This is a genomic window from Variovorax sp. V35, assembly GCF_041154465.1.
Taxonomy (GTDB): Bacteria; Pseudomonadota; Gammaproteobacteria; order Burkholderiales; family Burkholderiaceae_C; genus Variovorax; species Variovorax boronicumulans.
The window spans coordinates 4,433,143-4,451,348 of the sequence record NZ_AP028666.1; the positions used below are offsets into that span (position 1 = coordinate 4,433,143).

Below are 18,206 nucleotides of genomic sequence, written 5' to 3' on the forward strand. Positions count from 1 at the left end.
GGTGCAACGCACGATGGCGGTCGGGGTCGACAAGGCCGTCGCCCTGCAGGCAGCGCAATGGTTCGTCCTGCTGCAGTCGGGCGAGGCCACGGCGGCCGATCGCACGCAATGGACGCGCTGGCGGGCGGCCGACCCCGCGCACGAAGCGGCCTGGCAGCGCGCAGAGCAAGTCAGTGGCAAGTTCGGCAGGCTGCCGGGCGCGCTGTCGATGCCGGTGCTGGGCCGCGCGGTGCGAAGCGACCGCCGCACAGCCGTCAAGGCACTCGCCGTGCTGCTGACCGCAGCGCCTGCCGGCTGGCTGGCGTGGCGCGCATCACCGGCGCGCGAATGGCTGGCCGACCACCGCACCGCCACTGGCGAACGCCGCGAACTGCGTCTGGCCGACGGCACGCGCATCCAGCTCAACACCGCGACCGCGATCGATGTGGCCTATGGCGCGACGCAGCGCGTGGTGCGGCTGCATGCGGGCGAAATACTCATCGAGACGGCACCCGATGCCGTGCCCTCCTCCGACGCCTCCTACCGCCCTTTCATCGTCGAGACCGCGCAGGGGCGTCTGCGTGCGCTGGGCACGCGCTTCGTGGTCCGGCAGCACGAAGGCGATCGCAGCCATCTGACGGTGCTCGACGGCGCGGTCGAGATTCGCCCCGACAGCGCACGCAGCCTGGCGACGGTGGTGCGTGCCGGCGAGCAGGCCATGTTCTCTTCGACGGCCATCAGCGAGATCACGGCGGCAGATGCCGATGCCGACGATTGGTCGCGCGGTGTCCTGCGCGCCAGGAACATGCGGCTGCACGACTTCCTCGCCGAACTGGGCCGCTACCGGCCCGGGGTGCTGCGCTGCGATCCGGCCGTGGCCGACCTGCGCGTGTCGGGCGTGTTCCAGCTGCGCGACACGGGCCCGGTGCTCGACAGCCTGCCGCAGGCCTTGCCAGTGGATGTGCTCTTTAGAACGCGCTACTGGGTCACGGTGGTGGCGCCGGGCGGTTGAGGCACCAGGTGCCGGCGGCGATTTCGGCCGCTGCGATTTTTTCTGTCGCGGCCTGTCCCCTTTTCTTTCCTCGCGTGTGAAGCCTTGAGGAACAGCAACTTCACACCCCTTGCAGGAGAGAGAGAAATCCATGGCCCGTCGCCGACCGTCCCCCCTTGATTCCGACGCCGTTTCGTTGCCGTTGCATGCACTGTCGCTCGCCGTGCATGGCGCGTTGTTCGCCATGGCGTGCGCCGCCGCCGGGACCGTCGCCGCGCAGACGCCGGGTGTGCCCAACGCACCGGCCGCGCAGACCGAGGCGCGCAAGGCCTACAACATTGCACCCGGCCCGCTCGACGAGGCACTGTCGAGCTTTGCCGCCTCCGCCGGCGTGAGCATCACGATTCCACCCGCGCTCGCGCAGGGCAAGCGCTCGCCCGGCCTGCAGGGCCAGCACGCCGTGGGCGAAGGCTTCGCGCGGCTGCTGGCCGGCTCGGGCCTCGAGGCGGCGGGCGGCGCGGGCGGCTCGTATGCGCTGCGCCGCTCGAGCATCGGCAGCCCTGCAGACACCGGCGCCGACGGCAGCACCACGCTCGCACCGGTCACCGTCACGGCCGAGGCCGAACGCAGCGCCACCACCGAAGGCACGCGCTCGTACACGGCGCGCGCGCTGACCCTCGGCAAGGGCGAGCAGGCGCTCAAGGACATTCCCCAGTCGGTCAGCGTGATCACGCGCCAGCGCATGGACGACCAGGGCCTCGTCGACCTGCGCGATGCGGTCAACAACGTCACGGGCGTGGTGGGCGTCAAGGGCGTGGGGCCGGGCATGGTCCTCACGTCGCGCGGCTTCCAGATCGACGCCTGGCAGTACGACGGCGTGCCCGTGCCGCGCAACATGTACTCGCTGGGCAACTGGGCCACCGAAGACACGGTGTTCTTCGACCGCGTGGAAGTGCTGCGCGGCGCCTCGGGCCTGTTGCAAGGCACCGGCAGCCCGGGCGGCGCGATCAACCTCGTGCGCAAGCGCGGCCAGCCCGAGAAGACGCTCACGCTCACCGGCAAGGCAGGCTCGTGGGACCACTACGGCGCGCAGCTCGACGCCGGCGGTCCGCTCAATGCCGAAGGCACGCTGCGCGGCCGCGTGGTGGTCGACGAAGACCGCAGCCACTCGTTCACCGACTACGTGTGGCGCAAGACGCGCTCGCTCTACGGCGCCATCGACTACGACATCTCGCCCGACACCACCGTCGGCTTCGGGGTGAGCCACTCGCACGCCAAGGGGCGTCCGATGCTGCGCGGTTTTCCGCGCTACCCGGACGGCACCGACATCGGCCTGCCGCGCTCCGTTTTCACGGGCGCCCTGTGGAACCACAGCGACATCGAGCAGACCACGGTGTATGTCGACGCCGAGCACCGCTTCAACGACAAGTGGAAGCTGAAGTTCTCCGCGCTCGGCATGAACGAGAAGAACAGCGCGCAGCACCAGCGCATGCACGGCGACGTCGCGGCCGACGGCAGCGGGCTGAACTTCGCCGACTGGGACACCCGCTTCGATTCGCGCAAGCTCGGCTTCGACGTCTACCTGCGCGGTCGCTTCGACGCGCTGTCGATGCAGCACGACCTGACCATCGGCGCCAACTACTCGAAGTTCGAGTCGACCGACCGGTATGCGCGCCGGTTCAGCGGCGGCGGCAACATCTTCGCCATCGACCACAACCGCCCGGCGCAGAACTACGACACCATCATGGCGGCGGGCGGCGGTAAGAGCCACACGCACTACGACGTGCGGCAAAAGGGCATCTACGGCAGCTGGCGGGCCCAGTTGGCCGAGCCGCTCACGGCCATCGTCGGCGCGCGCCTGAGCTGGTACGACTACCTCTACTCGAGCCAGTCCGCGGGCTTCACGAGCACCGTCAGCACGTCGGGCGAAGTGACACCGTACGTCGGCCTCGTGTTCGCGCTCAACAAGCAATGGTCGGCCTACGCGAGCTACACCGACGTGTTCGAGCCGCAGACCGAGCGCACCGTCTCGGGCGACGGGCTCAAGCCCATCATCGGCAGCAACTACGAGGTGGGCCTGAAGGGCGAGCTGATGGACGGCCGCCTGAACACCTCGCTGGCCGTGTTCCGCTACAACCACACCAACCGCGCCGTGACCGACCGCGACGGCGGCTTTGCCTGCGACGGCTGGTATTGCTCCAAGTCGTGGGGCAAGGTGCGCAGCCAGGGCTTCGAGGCCGAGGTCAGCGGCGAGGTCGCGCCGCGGCTGCAGCTCACGGCGGGCTACACCTACAACACCACTAAGTTCCTCGAAGACCCGGACAACAAGGGCAAGATCTTCAGCCAGTGGACGCCCAAGCACATGCTGCGCGTGTGGACCAACTACCAGTTGCCCGGCGACTGGAGCCGGCTCAGCGTGGGCGGCGGCTTCAGCATCCAGAGCCACACGCTGGGCTACGACCGCACGTACAAGGTGCCCGGCTTCGCCGTGTGGAGCGCGCGTCTGGCCTACCAGCTGACGCCGGAGGTGGCGCTCGCCGTCAACATCAACAACATCTTCGACAAGCGCTACTACATCCCGGCCTACAGCGAGGCCAACGGGAACAACAACTACGGCGATCCGCGCAATGTGCTGTTCACTGTGAAGTACACGCCGAAGCTGTGAGTTGTGGAGAAGGGGCACGTGGGTGGCACGGCCCTTTTTCGTTCTCTCGCTGCCAAAGCGCGGAAAATCGCCTCGGCATGAACTACACGATTTCGAACGAACGAACCGTCACCTGGCAGGAGTTTGGCCATCTGATGGCGTCGGTCGGTTGGGGCAGCGGGTACGACGAAGCTTCGTTCGAACTTTCCCATCGGGCCTACCCGCTCGTCGTCCACGCACGTGCAGGCAGCGGCGCGCTTCTCGGCTATGTCTCAGCCTTCAGCGACGGGGCATTCACGACGATGCTCGGTGAACTGGTTGTCCACCCGGACGCCCAGGGCTCGGGCATCGGTCGGGCGCTACTGAGCGCCGTTGAAGCGGAGTTTCCTGGTGTCCCTGTCTACGTCAAGGCGCTGGGCAATGCGAAGCGATTCTTCGAGGCATGCGGCTATCGCAGCCCGAGCGAAGAAATGACAGTGCTGTTCAAAAAGGCTCGTTCTGGCTCCGGGCAGGCTCTTTGATCAGTGCATGGCCCCGATGCGAGAGACACAACGAACGCCTCCTGATGATGAGTAACCCCGAAGCGACTGCGTGGGTACGGGCGAACGCTGGACGCGTCACGCATGAGTGAGAAGCTGAACTTCGTAGGGGGTGCCATCGGCCTCCTGGTCCTGCTGGGCGGCACGATTTTCTGGCTCCGACACGACCTGAAACGCTTGCGCAGCCTCAAGCAAAAGCTGCGGCTCGGCGCCCTGCTCACGCAGGCAGAAAAGGACGAGCTGGCGTCGCTGCAGGGAAAGTACCCCTGGGCCTGACGACCGCCCTCGCCTTCACGACGTACCTCGAACGGATCAGAACCTGATCCGCACCGAAGCCGCACTGCGATCGGCCTTGCCATGAAACACGGCCTCGATGTTGTTGCCATCCGGGTCCAGCACGAACGCCGCGTAGTAGCCCGGGTGGTAGGGGCGCTCACCTGGCGGGCCGTTGTCCCGCCCGCCGTGCACCAACGCAGCCTTGTAGAAGGCATCCACCATGGCCCGGTCTTGCGCCTGGAACGCGATGTGATGGCGTCCAGTCAGCGCGCCCTGCACTTCGTCGCTGTCGCGCGTCGACACGAACAGTTCGTCGGCCCAGAAGTTGCGCGCGTCGGAGCCGCCCATCGGGATCTTCAGCGCCTCGAAGACGGCGCTGTAGAAGGCCTTGCTGGCCGCCAGATCGCGAACGACCAGTCCGATGTGGTCGATCAGGCGGCCGCGATGCAATTCTTTTTGTGTACTCATGAAGCGCTCCTGTCGGTGGAGGTCGGAGTGGCGGAATCTACCAAAGCCAACCTCGGATATCGAGCGACAGGGTTTGCATCTCAGGGCCGACTCAGCTTCAGCAATTTCTTCCATGCGGCCAGCGACGCGCCATGCGATGGCGGGCGCGTCTGCAGCCATTCTTGCGCCGAAGTATGCGGCGCGTAGTGGCTTCGCAGCGCCGGATCGGCACCCACGGCCACCAGCAGCCGCGCGATCTCGAGGTGGTCGCGCGCCACCGCGCGCATCAGGGCGTTGTCCGTCCAGAACCCCGCTGGCGGCAAGGCGCTTTCAGTGCCGGACGCGGGTGCGAACGGCAACCGGCCGACAGGCTGCGTGGCCTGTGGCAACGTCGACGAACCCGCCTGCGGCGCGAGCGAAGCGTCGTTGCAAGGAGGCGGCAGCACATGGACAAGGCGAGGCAGCCCCGACGAGGTCTGCGGCTGCGGCACCAGTTCGCTGCGCAGCGGCGCGGGGGTCTGGTGGTTCACATCGACGCCCAGGGCCAGCAAGGCGCGCACGGCCTCCACGTTGCCGGCATCGACCGCCGACGCCAACGGCGTCATGCGTCCGCAAGCGACCGCCTCGAAGGCGCGGTAGGCGGCCAACGCTTCTTGCGGCTTCTGCAGCAGGATCAGCAGGTAGACCCGCGCCTCGGCCGGCGCATTCGCTTCGAGGGACGGCCACTGCGGCGGGTCCATGGCCCGGTGCAGCAGGCGGGCTGCCTGCAGATGCCCCTGCGTCGCCGCCGCACGCACGGCGCGCTCGGTCGCCGGCAGGCCCTGCGCCAGCAGCAGGCGAACGATCCCCGCATCGCCGCCACTGGCTGCCGCATCGAGCGCGTTGTGCCCATCGGCATCGGCGCCCCTCACCGCGTCCGGCGACATGACCGCCAGGAGCTGCCGGACGCTTGCCAGGTTGCTCTTCTCCGCCGCCACCGCCAGTGCCGACACGCCCTGCGCATCTCGCACATCCGGCCGCGCGCCGGCGGCCAGCAGCAGCCGCACGCGCGCCGGGTCGTGCGCGTGCTCGATCAACGGCGGGTGCGAGCTCGCGGCGTTGGGGTCGGCACCGGCGGCCAGCAGCGCCTGAATGACCCAGGTCGTGGGCGCGAAGAACAACGGAAGGCCGCCGTTGCGATCGGGCGTGTCGGGGTTCGCGCCCGCCTTCAGCAGCAGCGCCAGGGTCTGGCGGAAGTCGATGGCGTGCGTGTCGCTGATGCCGCCGGAGCCCGCGAACTTGGCTGCGCGCAGCAGCGCCGTCTCGCCGTCGTTGGCGTTGCGGTGGTTCACATCGGCATGGCGACGCAGCAGGAACTTCACCATCTGCGCGTTGCCTTGCTGCGCGGCCTTCATCAGCGGCGAGTCGCCCACATTGAAACCGTAGCCCTGCACATCGTTGGCACCAAAGCCCTGCGCAAGAAATTCCTCGACCTCGCGCAGGCGACCGCGCTCCACGGCATCGAAGAACGGGATCTGCGCTTGCGCGGACGTCGTGTCGCGCGCGGGCTCGGCCTTCGCCGGGTGTGCGGCCATGTGGAGCACGAGACCTGTTGCGAGGGCCCTGCACCAATGAAGAAAGGGGCGTCGTGCGAACACGGCGATCAGGCCCCGGCGGCCTGCTGATCGATGCTCGCCACCAGGCCTTGCAGCCACAAGCGGTGATCGCTGAAGGTGTTCAGTCGCTCCTCGGCCTCTTCCCGCGCGGCCAGGTGCTGGTCCAGGTACCGGAACCCGACGCGCCGCGCGGCCTCTTGCAGAGCATCCTCGGGCACATCGTTTTCATAGAGTGCGTCGAACCGGGTCACCCAGAAGCCTTGCTCGGTCAACGCGATCCGCTCGAACGCGCGAGGGTCTTCCACGCTGAACTCGACGAACTCCGGGCCATCCGGATGTGCGCGCAGGCCCGTGACCCGGCTGCCGCGATCCCACAGCGGAACCCATGGCGGCCCGTCGGGTGCGCGGGCGCCGTGGTACGCAAGGAACGGCGGCCCCAGGCAGACCGTGCGGAACACTTCATGGAGGCACTCGCCCATCGCCAATTGCACCAAGGGCGCGGACGCGCCGAGCTGCTGCAGCGTCGCCATCCGCAAAGTCTCTGCCACCACCGTCATCCTGCGTCCTCCTTGATCTGCTTTCGGCCGATGTTAGCCATGCCCGCCCTGTCCGACCGCTCTTATATTCTTGCTTCCACGCCGCGCGACGTTCATTGGCGGACTGCGCGGCCACTTCAAGCCATGACTCCCTCTCACGCCGACTTCTTCACCGACAAGGGCTATGTGCGGTTGGAAGGCTTCCATCCGCAAAAGCAGATCGCGGGCCTGCGGCAGAAACTGCTCGACGAGATCAAGCGCCTGAAAGCCTTGTCCGGTGGCAAGAGCCTGCCCGGCGCGCTGCAAAAACTCCCCGTCTTCCAGCAGATCGGCAAGCTGTCGGTGCTCGTCAAGGTGCCCGGCGTGCACGAAGCGCTGGTGACGCCGACGCTGATCGACTGCGTCACCCGCCTGGGCGGGCGCGCTCCAACCGCCATCCAGGACACGCAGCTGCTGCTGTCGCCGCCCCTTCAAGGCGCCTCGACCCTCACAGGTTTGAACTGGCATGTCGACGTCTCGACCCGACCGCAAGATCCGCTGCCGGGAATCCAGGCCTTCTTCCTGATCGACGACGTGGCGCCCGGCGGCGGCGCGACGCTGGCGTTGGCCGGATCGCATCGCGTCGGCACACCGGGGCGGGTTGCGGCCTCCGAGCTAAGGCAGCTTCTGAAGACGACCGGTGACCTGGCGCAAAGCCTTCACCCACTGGGCATCGGCCTCGTCGAGATGTCAGGGCGCGCAGGCGATGTCTTCCTGATGGACCTGCGCCTCTTGCACACGCCCTCCGTCAACTCGACGAAGAACGTGCGGATGATGGCGACGACGCGCTGCTTCCTGAACACCTGAAGCGAGTGCACGACAGCGCCTCGCATCACCAAACAGGTTACCCACCGCACTGGCATCGCGCCCGCCTCAGGCGTAAGCTGACCACCACCCGGCCAGCCAAGGCCATGCCGCCAAGCGGCACCCGCTGCGCCGAACTGTGCGAAAGGACCCACCATGCTGTCCGATTCGTCTGTCACGACCATGCTTCCCGTGAAGGACATGGACCGCGCGCGTGCTTTCTACGAGGGCTGCCTGGGCCTGAAGGCGGGTGGCTTGCGGCCCGACGGCAAGTTCGTCTACACGGTGGGCGGCAGCACGCTGGCGCTGTTCCCCAAACCCGAGGGCACCAAGGCCGACCACACGGCGATCAGCTTCCAGGTGCCGGACATCGCCGCCAGCATCGACAAGCTCAAGCGCGCCGGCGTGGTGTTCGAGGACTACGACTTTCCCGACCTGAAGACGGTCGACCATGTCTGCGTGCTCGGTTCGGAAAAGGCGGCGTGGTTCAAGGACACGGAAGGCAACTTTCTGTGCATCCACGAGGACCTTGCGCCGACGTAGCTGGCTCGCCGTGAGCAGCTACGGCGCCAGAGATTGGCCGTCCGGCAACTTCCGTCCCGCAGCGCGACGCGTCGAGGCGAACACGCTGGTGCCCAGCCACCGCCACAGGTCTTGCGCGTCGCACCTCGCCCCATCGACACGGATCTCGCGCGACTGAAGCGCCTGCGCAGGCGTGCGATCGCCCGTCCACACTTCGGTCAAGGCGCGCACGGAGGCATCCACCACGAGCGTCAGCTCGCGCCCCGGGTCGTCGCGGCACAGATCGGCCACGCCGTCCTCCACCACGAGCCACCACGTGCGCTCGCGCGTCCGTGCGTCGCGCAGCTGGAAGTGGATGATCACGGGCCTAGGCGGGAACTCCTGAATGCACGCGAACCGGCGCATGTCCCACATGAGCAGGCCCGCATCCAGTTCGTCGTCGCGCAGGCGGCTGCCGATCCACTGCGCACCCCAATGGCCCAGCGCCATGACGATGGGTCGAAGTTCCTCGCCGGCCTCGGTGAGGCTGTATTCCCACACCTTGCCGACGGTGTTGCGGCGCACGACACCGAATTCCTCGAGGCGATGAAGCCGCTGCGCCAGCAGGCTGGTGGACATTCGCGGTACGCCGCGATGCAGGTCGTTGAAGCGCTTGCTGCCGCACAGCAACTCGCGCACGACCAGCGGCGTCCATCGCTCGCACAACACCTCGGCCCCCCTGGCGACGGTGCAGAACTGACCGTAGGTGTTTTCCATCGCCTCGTCTCCAGAGCGGCAACGCTTCAGATTCTGGACTTGTTCGCTCGCCTGGTCACGCGCAAGCTGCCCCCGACTTCCTCACTCATTTCGGAGACGACTCATGACGATCCAACTCACACGCATGGACGGCGGGACCGTGGACCTTTCGCCGGAGATCCTGCAGTCGTTCAAGGCCACGTTCAAAGGCCAGGTGCTGACCGCGGAGGACCCGGCCTACGAGGAGTCGCGCAAGGTCTGGAACGCGATGATCGATCGTCGCCCGGGCCTGGTGGCGCGCTGCACCGGCACGGTCGATGTCGTGCAGGCCGTCCGGTTCGCGCGCCAGCACGGGCTTCTGAGTTCCGTGCGCGGCGGCGGCCACAACATCGCAGGGCTCGCGGTCTGCGAGGGCGGCCTCATGATCGACATGTCGCTGCTCAGAGGTGTCTGGGTCGATCCAGCGCGCCGCACGGCGCGCGCACAAGCGGGCTGCACGCTGGGCGACGTCGACCGCGAGACACAGCTGCACGGGCTCGCCGCCGTGCTCGGTTTTGTGTCTGCGACCGGGATTGCAGGCCTCACCGTCGGCGGCGGATTCGGCTACCTCACGCGTCGCCACGGCTGGACCTGCGACAACGTGGTCTCGATGGAAGTCGTGACGGCCGGCGGCGAGGTCCTGCGTGCGTCTGCGGACGAAAACGAGGACCTGTTCTGGGCGCTGCGTGGTGGCAGCGGCAACTTCGGCATCGTCACCTCCTTCGAGTACCGGCTCTTTCCCGTCGGCCCCGAGATCCTGGGCGGTGCGATCGCATGGAGCGGCGACGACGCCCGGCAGGTTCTCGACGCCTACCGTGCGTTCAGCGCAGAGGCCCCGCGCGAACTGACCAGCGTGGCGGTTCTGCGGATCGCGCCGCCGGCCCCCTGGCTCCCGAAAGAGATGCACGGCAAGCCGATCGTGGCCATCTTCTTCTGCTACACCGGCAAGGTCGAAGAGGGAGAAGCATTGATCGCACCGCTGCGCGCGCTTGGCCAGCCGGTGGCCGACATCGTGACGCGCCGGCCCTACACGCAGATGCAGAGCCTGCTCGATGCCACGCAGCCCAAGGGACGGCGCTACTACTGGAAGTCGCACTACCTGCCAGGCATCGATCAGCGGACCATCGATCTCGCCGTGACGCATGCGGGCCGGATTCAATCGCCCCATTCGGCCATCCTCCTGTTCCAGATACAGGGTGCGCTGGGCGAGCTGCCTGTCGGGCATTCGCCGGCGGGCAACCGGGACGCGGCCTATGTGCTGAACATCGCGGGCTCCTGGGAGAAGCCGGGCGACGACCACATCAACATCCAGTGGGCGCGGGACTGCTTCGAAGCGACACGCGCCTGCTCGACAGGCGGGGCCTACATCAACTTCCTGACGGAGGAAGAGGGCCAGGACCGCATCGAAGCCGCATACGGCCGGGCCAACCTGGACAAACTCGCGGCGCTCAAGCGCAGGTACGACCCCGAGAACTTCTTCCGTCACACAAAGAGCGTCTCCGGCTGAACCGATCGTCGGCGACTTGTTGGCGGCCCTTCACAGCTGCATCCAGCGCGGGCGCCCGGTGACCTAGTCCCACGCAGGAAGCTTCAGCAGGGCATCGGTGGGACGGTCCAGGATGTCGACACCGGCGAAAGCGGTCCCGCCCGGCAAGAGCCGGGCATCGCAAATGACTTCCCAGCCGTGGTTTTCAGTGCGCCGGGCCAGGCACACCTCCTCGCCGGCCGCAAGGAGCCTGACGCATTCGCCGACGCTGACGCGCTGTGCCGTGCCAAGGGCAAATTCCGTCGAACCGAACTCCTTCTCCACGACCGGGTGAATGGCGACGAGGTCCACCTTTCCGTCCTTGAAGTGAACCGCGGTAATTGCGTGCTGGGCCATCTTCGACCTCCATTCGTGCAGAGAGAGCCCCGACAGGCCCACGCTTCGACTGTACGCCCGCAGCGGCAAGTTCCCCGTCGTCATGGCGAAAAGCCGATGCCGGCAAAGGGGGCGGCTGGCTCGCCAGCCGGCGCTACAAGCTGCGGGCGATCTGCTCCCGCAGCCACCGATGCCCCGGGTCGCGATGCCGGCGCTCGTGCCACAGCATCGCCATCTCGTAGCCCGGCACGTCGAGCGGCGCCTCCACCACGCGCAGCCCCGGCGCGCCGCGCGCCAGGCGCTCGGGCAGCATGGCGACCATGTCGGTGCTGGCCAGCACCGACATCATGAAAAGGAAGTGCGGCACCGACAGCGCCACGCGCCGCGTGAGGCCCTGCGCCGCCAGCGCCTCGTCGGTCGGCCCGGCAAAGCCGCCGCCGCTGAGCGACACCACCACATGCTCCAGCGCGCAGAACTGCGCGAGCGTGGGCCGGCGCTTCAGGCGCGGGTGCCCTGCCCGCCCGGCCAGCACGTAGCGCTCGTGGAACAGCACGCGCCGGTGCAGGCCGGGCGGCGCGCCCACGCTGGTGTGGAAGAACAGGTCGATCTCCGCCTGCTCGAGCTGGCGCGCCATGCGCGTCGGCACGGCCTCGACCACGGCCAGCCGGGTGTTGGGCGCGGCCGCGCGCAGGCCGGCCAGCGCAGGCAGCAGGATGGCCGACTCGGCGTAGTCGGCCGCAGCCACGCGCCAGGCGGTGGTCGCCTTGGCCGGGTCGAAGGGCTGGCTGGGCGCCACCGCGCGGCCCAGCGATGCGAGGGCTTCGCGCAGCGGCTCGCGCAGTTCGTCGGCGCGCGCGGTGGGCCGCATGCCGCGCTGCGCGGGCACGAGCAGCGGGTCGTCGAAGAGCTCGCGCAGCTTGGCCAGCTGCACGCTCACCGAGGGCTGCGAAAGGTTCAGGCGCTCGGCCGCGCGGGTCACGTTGCGCTCGGCCAGCAGGGTGTCGAGCGTGACCAGCAGGTTGAGGTCGAGGCGGCTGAAATTGTTCATGGCGATACCTGGCATTCAAACTATTCATTTCCAATATAGCTTGGCAATACCTAACCTGAGGGCATCTTCACTCGAACCCTTTGACACCGTGAACATCCTGCTGGTCCTTGCCCATCCCGAAGCCTCCTCGCTGAACGGCTCGCTTCATCGCTTCATGGTCGAACGCCTCACGAGCGCCGGCCATTCCGTGCGCGTGTCCGACCTGTACGCGATGCGCTGGAAGCCCGCGCTCGACGCCGACGACTTTCCCGCGCGCGACACCGCCGCGCCCTTCGACCCCGTGCGCGACTCGCTGCGCGCCTTCGAGGGCGGCACGCAGACCGCCGACATCGCCGCCGAGCAGGAGAAGCTGCTGTGGGCCGACGCGGTGATCCTGCAGTTCCCGTTGTGGTGGTACTCGATGCCCGCCATCCTCAAGGGCTGGATCGAGCGCATCTACGCCTACGGCTTTGCCTACGGCGTGGGCGAACATTCCGATACACACTGGGGCGACCGCTTCGGCGAAGGCACGTTGGCCGGCAAGCGCGCGATGCTGGTGGTAACCACCGGCGGCTGGGCCTCGCACTACGCCCCGCGCGGCATCAACGGGCCGATGGACGAGCTGCTGTTTCCCATTCACCACGGCATCCTCTACTACCCGGGCTTCGACGTGCTGCCGCCCTTCGTGGTGCACCGCACGGGCAAGGTCGACGCTGCAGCCTATGCGCGCATCACCGGCGAGCTGGGCGAGCGGCTCGACACGCTGTGGACCACCGACCCGATTGCGTTCCGCCCGCAGAACGGCGGCGACTACGACATTCCGGCGCTCACGCTGCGCGAACACATCGCGCCGGGCCGCGCGGGCTTCGGTGTGCACCGCAAAAACAGCGAATCTGAAACTTTGGTTTTCGAGCCCGGCCGCCTTTAACCACGCCGGGAACAGGTGGATTCGCGGGAGACTTCAAATCGTCGCGACAACGCAGCAAGATGCGCATCCGCCGATTCGTCCGAAGGAGCTTGTCCATGTTCGCCACGCCAGAACGCACCGTCAAGATTCCGGGCCCCGACCATGCGATCACCATCACGCCGAATCCGTTGCGCGTGGTGGTGTCGGTGGGAGGCCATGTCATTGCCAGCTCGCGCGAGGCGCTGACCTTGCGAGAGTCGCATTTCGGCACGGTGCATTACCTTCCGCGCAAGGACGTGCGCATGTCGCTGCTGGAGCGCACCACGCATGCGACCTATTGCCCGTACAAGGGCGAGTGCGCCTACTACAGCATTCCAGCCGGCGGCGAGCGCTCGGTGAATGCCGTGTGGACCTACGAGTCACCCTATGAATCGGTCGCGCCGATCAAGGACTACGTGGCCTTCTATCCGGACCGCGTGGGCACGATCGAAGAACGCTGCTTCTGACGACCACCCCACTCCGTTCGTGAAAAAACCGGCCCTTGCTTTCGCAAGGCCGGTTTTTCTTTCCCTGGCCCGCCGACACCACGCCCCGTGGGGCCGAGTGCGCGTGCCTGCCTGTCAGACCGATCGATTACAGCGGCAGTGCCTCGCCGCGAGCGGCGGCACGGGCCTCGGCGCGCACGCTGGCGCGGTCCAGGCCGCTGGCCAGCACCGGGGCCACGCGGGAGGTCACGGCCTCGCTGTAGGGGTTCTCGCTGCGAGCGGCCACCACGGCCTGGGCGCGCACGGCGTCGCGGCTCACGGTCGACACGAACACCTGTGCGGGGCCTGCCTCGGCGCCGGTGGCATAGGGGTCGGCGCTGTGCGCGGCCACGACGGCTTGTGCGGCGACATCGGCGCGGCTGGCGGCCGAGGTCAGGCGATGCACGCCTTCGTAGGTTTCAGCGTGGGCGGCACCGGCGACGGCCATCAGGGCAACAGCAACGGCGGAGAGGATCTTCGAGGCGTTCATGGCGGTTTCCTTCTTCAATTCAGTTCAGTAGTACAAGTGTTTGCTTGGATGGTTTGAACCGGTCTGGGGTGGGTCACCGTCCCTCTTCTTGAAGGGCGGCCAACTCGCTCGGGGCCTGTTCATCCGGACCGGCTTTGGGGGCGGCCCGTGAGATGAATTGTGCGGCGGGATCTAGGTAAAAACCCGCGGCAAAAAGAACCACGGCGTTCCCGAAAAGGAAACAATGCGGCGCGCCGGCGCCGCCATCAGCCCCAGGTCAGCGGGTCGAGCCGAAGATAGAAATCGAGCCGGCCGTCGTCGGGTACGTCGATGCCCAACTGCGCGAACAGCAAGGCATGCGCGGCGCGCGCGTCGGCCGCATCGCGCCAGCTCTCGCGCGCATTGCCCAGCAGCAGCGACAGGTCGACATACCGGTCCGCCGTGCCGAGCCGCCCCACGTCGATGAGGCCCGTGCATTGCAACGTCTGCGGGTCAATAAGGAAGTTCGGCAGGCAGGCATCGCCGTGGCACACGACGCGGTCTTGCGCCTCCTGCGCGAGCCGGTGCTGCAGGTCGGCGCGCAACGGCGCCAGCAGCAACGGCGGCGGCACGTCCTGCTGGTCGGCGTCGAGGAACTCCGGGTTCACCGCGCCGCGCGCGACGACATCGGCGGCGCGGTCGAACATGGCTGACAGCGGGCGCGCAAACGGACACTCGCCCGCCGGAATCTCGTGCAGCGCGCGCAGGCGCCGGGCCATCGACGGCCAGGCACGCAGCAGCTCGGCCGCCGGCAGGTCGCTGGCCGGCACGCCCGGCACCGCGGCCGTGACCAGGCAGGCGCCCTCGGGCGTCGCGCGCCAGTCGAGCACGCGCGCGGAGCCGACGCCATACGGCGCGAGCCATTCGGTGCGGCGGCGCTCCTCGTCGAGCTGCGCGGCGCCCGCACCGAGCGACACCTTCGCGAAGGCCGCGCCATCGCTGCGGCGGAACACCGCATCGCCCGACTCGCCCTCGCTGGCCGGCGTCCACGTCGTGCCGGCGGGCAACCGGGGCAGCAGCTGTTCGACAGTGCCCATGCCTCAGTGCCCCACCGACTTCGAGAACACGTTGACCACCACCACGCCGGCGATGATCAGCCCCAGCCCGACGATGGCCGGCGCATCGAGCGTCTGGCCGAACCAGAGCCAGCTCACCACCGAGATCAGCACGATGCCCACGCCCGACCAGATCGCGTAGGCGATGCCGGTGGGCAGCACGCGCAGCGCGAGCGAGAGAAAGTAGAACGACACGGCGTAGCCCACCACCGTGGCGACGCTGGGCCAGAGCTGGGTGAAGCTGTCCGAGGCCTTGAGGAAGCTGGTCGCGAGCACTTCGACGACGATCGCGACTGCGAGGTATGCATAGGTCAGGGTCATCGCCGGACTCTAAACGCGCCTGGCGCGGCAGGCGCCGGAGCCCTTGCGCGATCCGGTGCCGATCAGGGCGGCAGCAGCAGCGGGCCGCAATTGCTGTCGGTGACGAACACCGCCATCAGCTTCGCGGGCTTCACCGGGTCGGGGTTCTCCGCGAACATGTGCAGCGTGTTGGGCGGCTCGAAGAAGGTCTCGCCGCTCTTGAAAGTGCCCACGGGGCCGCCGCCCAGCTGCGAGCGGATGGTGCCTTCGACAATGATCGCGGTCACCGAGCCCGGGTGCCGGTGCGCGGGCGAATAGGCCAGCGGCGGAAAGTCGACCAGCACCGTCGTCACCGACTTGCCGGGCACATGCGGCAGCGCCTCGCACGACAGCACCTTGACCTGCGTCGCCGGCCGCGCCGTGGCCTCCGAGCCCGCAGGCACCGGCGCGGACGCGAACATCGGCCGCGCCACCGAGCTGCACACATCGGCGAACCACTGCACGGCCTCCTGCTGGCCGGTGCGCGGCATCAGCGCCCAGCCGGCGGCGAGCACCAGCGACAGCCCCGCGAGGCCCGCGCCGATGGAAGGCGTGCGATGCCAGCGTGCGGCCTTCATGACGCGACCTCCTGCGACAACCGGAATGCCGCATGCCACCCCAGTTCGCGCTTTGCCTTCCCGCTGCTGACCTCGGCGCTGTCCTCCGCGATGTTGAAGATGCCGCCGCGCGCATGCCGCATCGCGAGCAGCGCCGCCCAGGCTGCGGCCTCGACATGCACCGGGCTCGCGCCCTTCGGTGCCGCGTTCGAGGTGCCCGGCCCATGCAACTGCCCGTAGCGCAGCACCGTGCCCGTGAGGCCGACGGCACCCAGCACGCTGCGCTCCAGCGCCGCCACGCCGTCGATGCTGATGCGGCGACCGCCTTCGGCCCCGAGGTCGAGCGGATCGTCCTCGGTGTGCGGCGTCGGTCCGGGCGCGTAGGCCCAGGCGATGCTCTGCGCAATCAGCTGCGTCGCACCGGCCGCCAGCGCCGCCGCGACGAGGTGCCGCGTGCCCTCGATGCGCACGCGCGCGTTGCGCACCACCGCCTCGGCCATGAGCGCCGGGTCCAGGTCCCGGGGCAGATCGGTGAGCTGGTGGATGACGACCGTGGGCGCGATGCGCACCAGCGCGTCGCGCAAGGCCTGCGCGTCGAACACGTCGACGACGACCGGCTTGGCGCCGCGTGCCTCCAGCGCCGCAGCACGCTCGGCGCGGCGGGTGGCGCCGTACACCGTGTGACCGGCCTCGACCAGCAGCGGAATCAACGCCGAGCCCACGGCCCCGGTCGCGCCCGCCACGAATACCTTCTCGCCCATTGCGTGTCCTTCTTTCCTGCTGGCTGTTCGAAGGCTCGAGCTTAGGATCGCGATGCACCAGACGAAAGAACCAAGAATCGTCAAAATGAATGGGCCATGATCGAACCGCCAGACAACGCCCTCCCCGGCATCGACCGCTCGACCGCGACTCCGCTGCATCGCCAGGTCTATGAGCGCTTTCGCACAGCCATCGAACACGGCGTGCTTCGCCCCGGCGACCGCGTGGCCTCGGCGCGCAGCCTGGCCAGCGAGCTGGGCGTGGCGCGCGGCACGGTGGAAACGGCCTACAGCCAGCTCGCGGGCGAAGGCTATTTCTGCGCGCAGGGACAGGCGGGCACGGTGGTGTCGCCGTCGCTGCCGGTGCAGCGGCCAGTGCGCGCCGGTTCGCGCCCCGTTGCGGACGCGCCGGCCCTGGCCGGCCCCATCGCCCCGCCACCGCTGCAACTCGGCATCCCGGCACTCGATGCCTTTCCGCGCAAGCTCTGGGCGCGGCTGATGGCCCGCCGTGCGCGCGCCATGGGCGCGGCCGACCTGTTCTACGGCGACCCCGCAGGCCATGCGCCGCTGCGCGAGGCCATCGCGGCCTACCTGCGGGTGTCGCGTGGCGTGGCCTGCCAGCCGGCGCAGGTCTTCGTCACTGGCGGCTACCGCGCGTCGCTGGCGCTGGTGGCGCGCACCTTGCTCGTCAGGGACGACCGCGTGTGGATCGAAGACCCGGGGTACGCGCCCACGCGCGACGTGCTGCACAGCGCCGGCCACCGCGTGGTGCCCGTGCCGGTGGACGACGAGGGCCTGATGGTCGCGCGGGGCGTGCGCCGCTCGCCGAAGGCGCGCATGGCGGTCGTCACGCCCTCGCACCAGGCGCCGCTGGGGGTGTCGATGTCGCTGGCGCGCCGGCTGCAGCTGCTCGACTGGGCCTCGCGTGCCAAGGCCTGGATCGTCGAGGACGACTACGACGGTGAGTACCGCTATGCCGGCGCGCCGCTGCCCGCGCTCAAGAGCCTCGACGGACACGACCGCGTGCTGTACGCAGGCAGCTTCTCGAAGGTGCTCTACCCGGGCCTCGCGCTGGGCTACCTGGTGGTGCCCGAATCGCTGCGCGAACGCTTCGAGGACGCGTCGCGCATCGCGTCCAACGGCTGCCCGCAGATCACGCAGGCCACGGTGGCCGACTTCATGCGCGACGGCCATTTCTCGCGCCACCTGAAGAAGATGCGCCTGCTCTATGCGCGCCGCCGCGCCCTGCTGGTCGAGGCCTTGCACAAGGCCTTCGGTGACGGCGTGCGCATCGACCTGCAGGCCGGCGGCATGCACCTGATCGCGCGCTTCGAAGGGCACCGCGACAGCGACGTGGTGCTGGCCCGCCGCGCGCAGGCGGCCGGCCTGAACTGCCAGCCGCTGTCGGCCCGGGGCACCACGGCCGTTGAAAGCCAGGGGCTGCTGATGGGCTTCACCAACGTCGCCTCGCCCACCCAGGCGCGACAGCTCGCGACCCGGCTGCGCGCAGCGCTGGGCTGAAGC

General features: G+C 68.5%; 21 protein-coding genes. 10 read left to right on the plus strand and 11 right to left on the minus strand.

Annotation, left to right across the window (positions count from 1 at the left end; genetic code table 11):
* The first annotated feature begins 1 nt into the window (after position 1).
* The 4 genes from ACAM42_RS20590 to ACAM42_RS20605 all read left to right on the plus strand — a co-directional run bounded on the left by ACAM42_RS20590 (position 2) and on the right by ACAM42_RS20605 (position 4,429).
* On the plus strand, positions 2-991 hold the full coding sequence (locus tag ACAM42_RS20590) for a FecR domain-containing protein (RefSeq protein WP_369629198.1): 990 nt from the start codon (positions 2-4) through the stop codon (positions 989-991).
* Between the two features lie 130 nt (positions 992-1,121).
* The gene (locus tag ACAM42_RS20595; protein ID WP_369629199.1) at positions 1,122-3,635 is read left to right on the plus strand and encodes a TonB-dependent siderophore receptor; all 2,514 of its coding nucleotides are present in this window, start codon (positions 1,122-1,124) and stop codon (positions 3,633-3,635) included.
* A 77-nt stretch (positions 3,636-3,712) separates the two neighbouring features.
* Positions 3,713-4,135 carry a GNAT family N-acetyltransferase gene (locus ACAM42_RS20600; protein WP_369629200.1) on the plus strand — a complete coding sequence of 141 codons (423 nt, stop codon included), beginning with the start codon at positions 3,713-3,715 and terminating at the stop codon, positions 4,133-4,135.
* Positions 4,136-4,237: 102 nt separating this feature from the next.
* On the plus strand, positions 4,238-4,429 hold the full coding sequence (locus tag ACAM42_RS20605; RefSeq protein WP_369629201.1) for a hypothetical protein: 192 nt from the start codon (positions 4,238-4,240) through the stop codon (positions 4,427-4,429).
* Between the two features lie 36 nt (positions 4,430-4,465).
* On the opposite strand, the gene ACAM42_RS20610 is transcribed toward ACAM42_RS20605, so the two are convergent.
* The 3 genes from ACAM42_RS20610 to ACAM42_RS20620 all read right to left on the minus strand — a co-directional run bounded on the left by ACAM42_RS20610 (position 4,466) and on the right by ACAM42_RS20620 (position 7,028).
* On the minus strand, positions 4,466-4,897 hold the full coding sequence (locus tag ACAM42_RS20610) for a VOC family protein (protein ID WP_369629202.1): 432 nt from the start codon (positions 4,895-4,897) through the stop codon (positions 4,466-4,468).
* An 80-nt stretch (positions 4,898-4,977) separates the two neighbouring features.
* Positions 4,978-6,450 carry an ankyrin repeat domain-containing protein gene (locus tag ACAM42_RS20615; RefSeq protein WP_369629203.1) on the minus strand — a complete coding sequence of 491 codons (1,473 nt, stop codon included), beginning with the start codon at positions 6,448-6,450 and terminating at the stop codon, positions 4,978-4,980.
* 68 nt (positions 6,451-6,518) lie between these two features.
* The gene (locus ACAM42_RS20620) at positions 6,519-7,028 is read right to left on the minus strand and encodes a hypothetical protein (RefSeq protein WP_369629204.1); all 510 of its coding nucleotides are present in this window, start codon (positions 7,026-7,028) and stop codon (positions 6,519-6,521) included.
* Between the two features lie 123 nt (positions 7,029-7,151).
* Between ACAM42_RS20620 and ACAM42_RS20625 the strand changes: the two genes are divergently transcribed.
* Positions 7,152-7,853, plus strand: a complete 702-nt coding sequence (locus ACAM42_RS20625) for a phytanoyl-CoA dioxygenase family protein (protein ID WP_369629205.1) — start codon at positions 7,152-7,154, stop codon at positions 7,851-7,853.
* Between the two features lie 153 nt (positions 7,854-8,006).
* On the plus strand, positions 8,007-8,393 hold the full coding sequence (locus ACAM42_RS20630; RefSeq protein WP_307693193.1) for a VOC family protein: 387 nt from the start codon (positions 8,007-8,009) through the stop codon (positions 8,391-8,393).
* 18 nt (positions 8,394-8,411) lie between these two features.
* On the opposite strand, the gene ACAM42_RS20635 is transcribed toward ACAM42_RS20630, so the two are convergent.
* On the minus strand, positions 8,412-9,128 hold the full coding sequence (locus ACAM42_RS20635; protein WP_095745771.1) for a helix-turn-helix domain-containing protein: 717 nt from the start codon (positions 9,126-9,128) through the stop codon (positions 8,412-8,414).
* 103 nt (positions 9,129-9,231) lie between these two features.
* Between ACAM42_RS20635 and ACAM42_RS20640 the strand changes: the two genes are divergently transcribed.
* Entirely contained in the window at positions 9,232-10,653 is a 1,422-nt protein-coding gene (locus ACAM42_RS20640) for an FAD-binding oxidoreductase (protein WP_369629206.1), read from the plus strand.
* A gap of 63 nt (positions 10,654-10,716) precedes the next feature.
* Here ACAM42_RS20640 and ACAM42_RS20645 read toward each other — a convergent pair whose 3' ends face one another.
* Together ACAM42_RS20645 and ACAM42_RS20650 are read right to left on the minus strand one after the other, a co-directional pair.
* Positions 10,717-11,028 carry a hypothetical protein gene (locus ACAM42_RS20645; protein WP_369629207.1) on the minus strand — a complete coding sequence of 104 codons (312 nt, stop codon included), beginning with the start codon at positions 11,026-11,028 and terminating at the stop codon, positions 10,717-10,719.
* A 133-nt stretch (positions 11,029-11,161) separates the two neighbouring features.
* On the minus strand, positions 11,162-12,055 hold the full coding sequence (locus ACAM42_RS20650) for a LysR family transcriptional regulator (RefSeq protein WP_369629208.1): 894 nt from the start codon (positions 12,053-12,055) through the stop codon (positions 11,162-11,164).
* 88 nt (positions 12,056-12,143) lie between these two features.
* Here ACAM42_RS20650 and ACAM42_RS20655 point away from each other — a divergent pair, with 88 nt between their 5' ends.
* Positions 12,144-12,962 carry an NAD(P)H-dependent oxidoreductase gene (locus ACAM42_RS20655; RefSeq protein WP_369629209.1) on the plus strand — a complete coding sequence of 273 codons (819 nt, stop codon included), beginning with the start codon at positions 12,144-12,146 and terminating at the stop codon, positions 12,960-12,962.
* A gap of 95 nt (positions 12,963-13,057) precedes the next feature.
* A complete protein-coding gene (locus tag ACAM42_RS20660; protein WP_062481469.1) occupies positions 13,058-13,447 on the plus strand; it encodes a DUF427 domain-containing protein in 390 nt (129 codons plus the stop codon).
* A 127-nt stretch (positions 13,448-13,574) separates the two neighbouring features.
* Here the strand turns inward: ACAM42_RS20660 and ACAM42_RS20665 are convergent, their stop codons facing one another.
* From ACAM42_RS20665 to ACAM42_RS20685, 5 genes are all read right to left on the minus strand, one after another.
* Positions 13,575-13,955 carry a helicase SNF2 gene (locus ACAM42_RS20665; protein WP_095947133.1) on the minus strand — a complete coding sequence of 127 codons (381 nt, stop codon included), beginning with the start codon at positions 13,953-13,955 and terminating at the stop codon, positions 13,575-13,577.
* Between the two features lie 245 nt (positions 13,956-14,200).
* Positions 14,201-15,010 carry an APH(3'') family aminoglycoside O-phosphotransferase gene (locus tag ACAM42_RS20670; RefSeq protein WP_369629210.1) on the minus strand — a complete coding sequence of 270 codons (810 nt, stop codon included), beginning with the start codon at positions 15,008-15,010 and terminating at the stop codon, positions 14,201-14,203.
* Between the two features lie 3 nt (positions 15,011-15,013).
* Positions 15,014-15,349, minus strand: a complete 336-nt coding sequence (locus ACAM42_RS20675; RefSeq protein ID WP_062481473.1) for an SMR family transporter — start codon at positions 15,347-15,349, stop codon at positions 15,014-15,016.
* 62 nt (positions 15,350-15,411) lie between these two features.
* Positions 15,412-15,945, minus strand: coding sequence for a cupin domain-containing protein (locus ACAM42_RS20680; protein WP_159276347.1), 534 nt, complete (start codon positions 15,943-15,945; stop codon positions 15,412-15,414).
* Positions 15,942-16,685, minus strand: a complete 744-nt coding sequence (locus tag ACAM42_RS20685) for an NAD-dependent epimerase/dehydratase family protein (RefSeq protein ID WP_369629211.1) — start codon at positions 16,683-16,685, stop codon at positions 15,942-15,944. Before ACAM42_RS20685 ends, ACAM42_RS20680 begins: the two co-directional genes overlap by 4 nt.
* A gap of 96 nt (positions 16,686-16,781) precedes the next feature.
* Here ACAM42_RS20685 and ACAM42_RS20690 point away from each other — a divergent pair, with 96 nt between their 5' ends.
* Positions 16,782-18,203: a PLP-dependent aminotransferase family protein gene (locus ACAM42_RS20690; RefSeq protein ID WP_369629212.1), complete on the plus strand. Its 1,422-nt coding sequence runs from the start codon at positions 16,782-16,784 to the stop codon at positions 18,201-18,203.
* Positions 18,204-18,206 lie beyond the last annotated feature (3 nt).

What these genes read in the sequence shown, in the direction of transcription:
- ACAM42_RS20645 (WP_369629207.1), bottom strand. Translation starts at nt 11,028, where the DNA reads ATGGCCCAGCACGCAATTACCGCGGTTCACTTCAAGGACGGAAAGGTG.
- ACAM42_RS20660 (WP_062481469.1), top strand. Translation starts at nt 13,058, where the DNA reads ATGTTCGCCACGCCAGAACGCACCGTCAAGATTCCGGGCCCCGACCAT.
- ACAM42_RS20595 (WP_369629199.1), top strand. Translation starts at nt 1,122, where the DNA reads ATGGCCCGTCGCCGACCGTCCCCCCTTGATTCCGACGCCGTTTCGTTG.
- ACAM42_RS20625 (WP_369629205.1), top strand. Translation starts at nt 7,152, where the DNA reads ATGACTCCCTCTCACGCCGACTTCTTCACCGACAAGGGCTATGTGCGG.
- ACAM42_RS20630 (WP_307693193.1), top strand. Translation starts at nt 8,007, where the DNA reads ATGCTGTCCGATTCGTCTGTCACGACCATGCTTCCCGTGAAGGACATG.
- ACAM42_RS20620 (WP_369629204.1), bottom strand. Translation starts at nt 7,028, where the DNA reads ATGACGGTGGTGGCAGAGACTTTGCGGATGGCGACGCTGCAGCAGCTC.
- ACAM42_RS20600 (WP_369629200.1), top strand. Translation starts at nt 3,713, where the DNA reads ATGAACTACACGATTTCGAACGAACGAACCGTCACCTGGCAGGAGTTT.
- ACAM42_RS20680 (WP_159276347.1), bottom strand. Translation starts at nt 15,945, where the DNA reads ATGAAGGCCGCACGCTGGCATCGCACGCCTTCCATCGGCGCGGGCCTC.
- ACAM42_RS20665 (WP_095947133.1), bottom strand. Translation starts at nt 13,955, where the DNA reads ATGAACGCCTCGAAGATCCTCTCCGCCGTTGCTGTTGCCCTGATGGCC.
- ACAM42_RS20650 (WP_369629208.1), bottom strand. Translation starts at nt 12,055, where the DNA reads ATGAACAATTTCAGCCGCCTCGACCTCAACCTGCTGGTCACGCTCGAC.
- ACAM42_RS20615 (WP_369629203.1), bottom strand. Translation starts at nt 6,450, where the DNA reads ATGGCCGCACACCCGGCGAAGGCCGAGCCCGCGCGCGACACGACGTCC.
- ACAM42_RS20690 (WP_369629212.1), top strand. Translation starts at nt 16,782, where the DNA reads ATGATCGAACCGCCAGACAACGCCCTCCCCGGCATCGACCGCTCGACC.
- ACAM42_RS20635 (WP_095745771.1), bottom strand. Translation starts at nt 9,128, where the DNA reads ATGGAAAACACCTACGGTCAGTTCTGCACCGTCGCCAGGGGGGCCGAG.
- ACAM42_RS20640 (WP_369629206.1), top strand. Translation starts at nt 9,232, where the DNA reads ATGACGATCCAACTCACACGCATGGACGGCGGGACCGTGGACCTTTCG.
- ACAM42_RS20675 (WP_062481473.1), bottom strand. Translation starts at nt 15,349, where the DNA reads ATGACCCTGACCTATGCATACCTCGCAGTCGCGATCGTCGTCGAAGTG.
- ACAM42_RS20670 (WP_369629210.1), bottom strand. Translation starts at nt 15,010, where the DNA reads ATGGGCACTGTCGAACAGCTGCTGCCCCGGTTGCCCGCCGGCACGACG.
- ACAM42_RS20685 (WP_369629211.1), bottom strand. Translation starts at nt 16,685, where the DNA reads ATGGGCGAGAAGGTATTCGTGGCGGGCGCGACCGGGGCCGTGGGCTCG.
- ACAM42_RS20610 (WP_369629202.1), bottom strand. Translation starts at nt 4,897, where the DNA reads ATGAGTACACAAAAAGAATTGCATCGCGGCCGCCTGATCGACCACATC.
- ACAM42_RS20605 (WP_369629201.1), top strand. Translation starts at nt 4,238, where the DNA reads ATGAGTGAGAAGCTGAACTTCGTAGGGGGTGCCATCGGCCTCCTGGTC.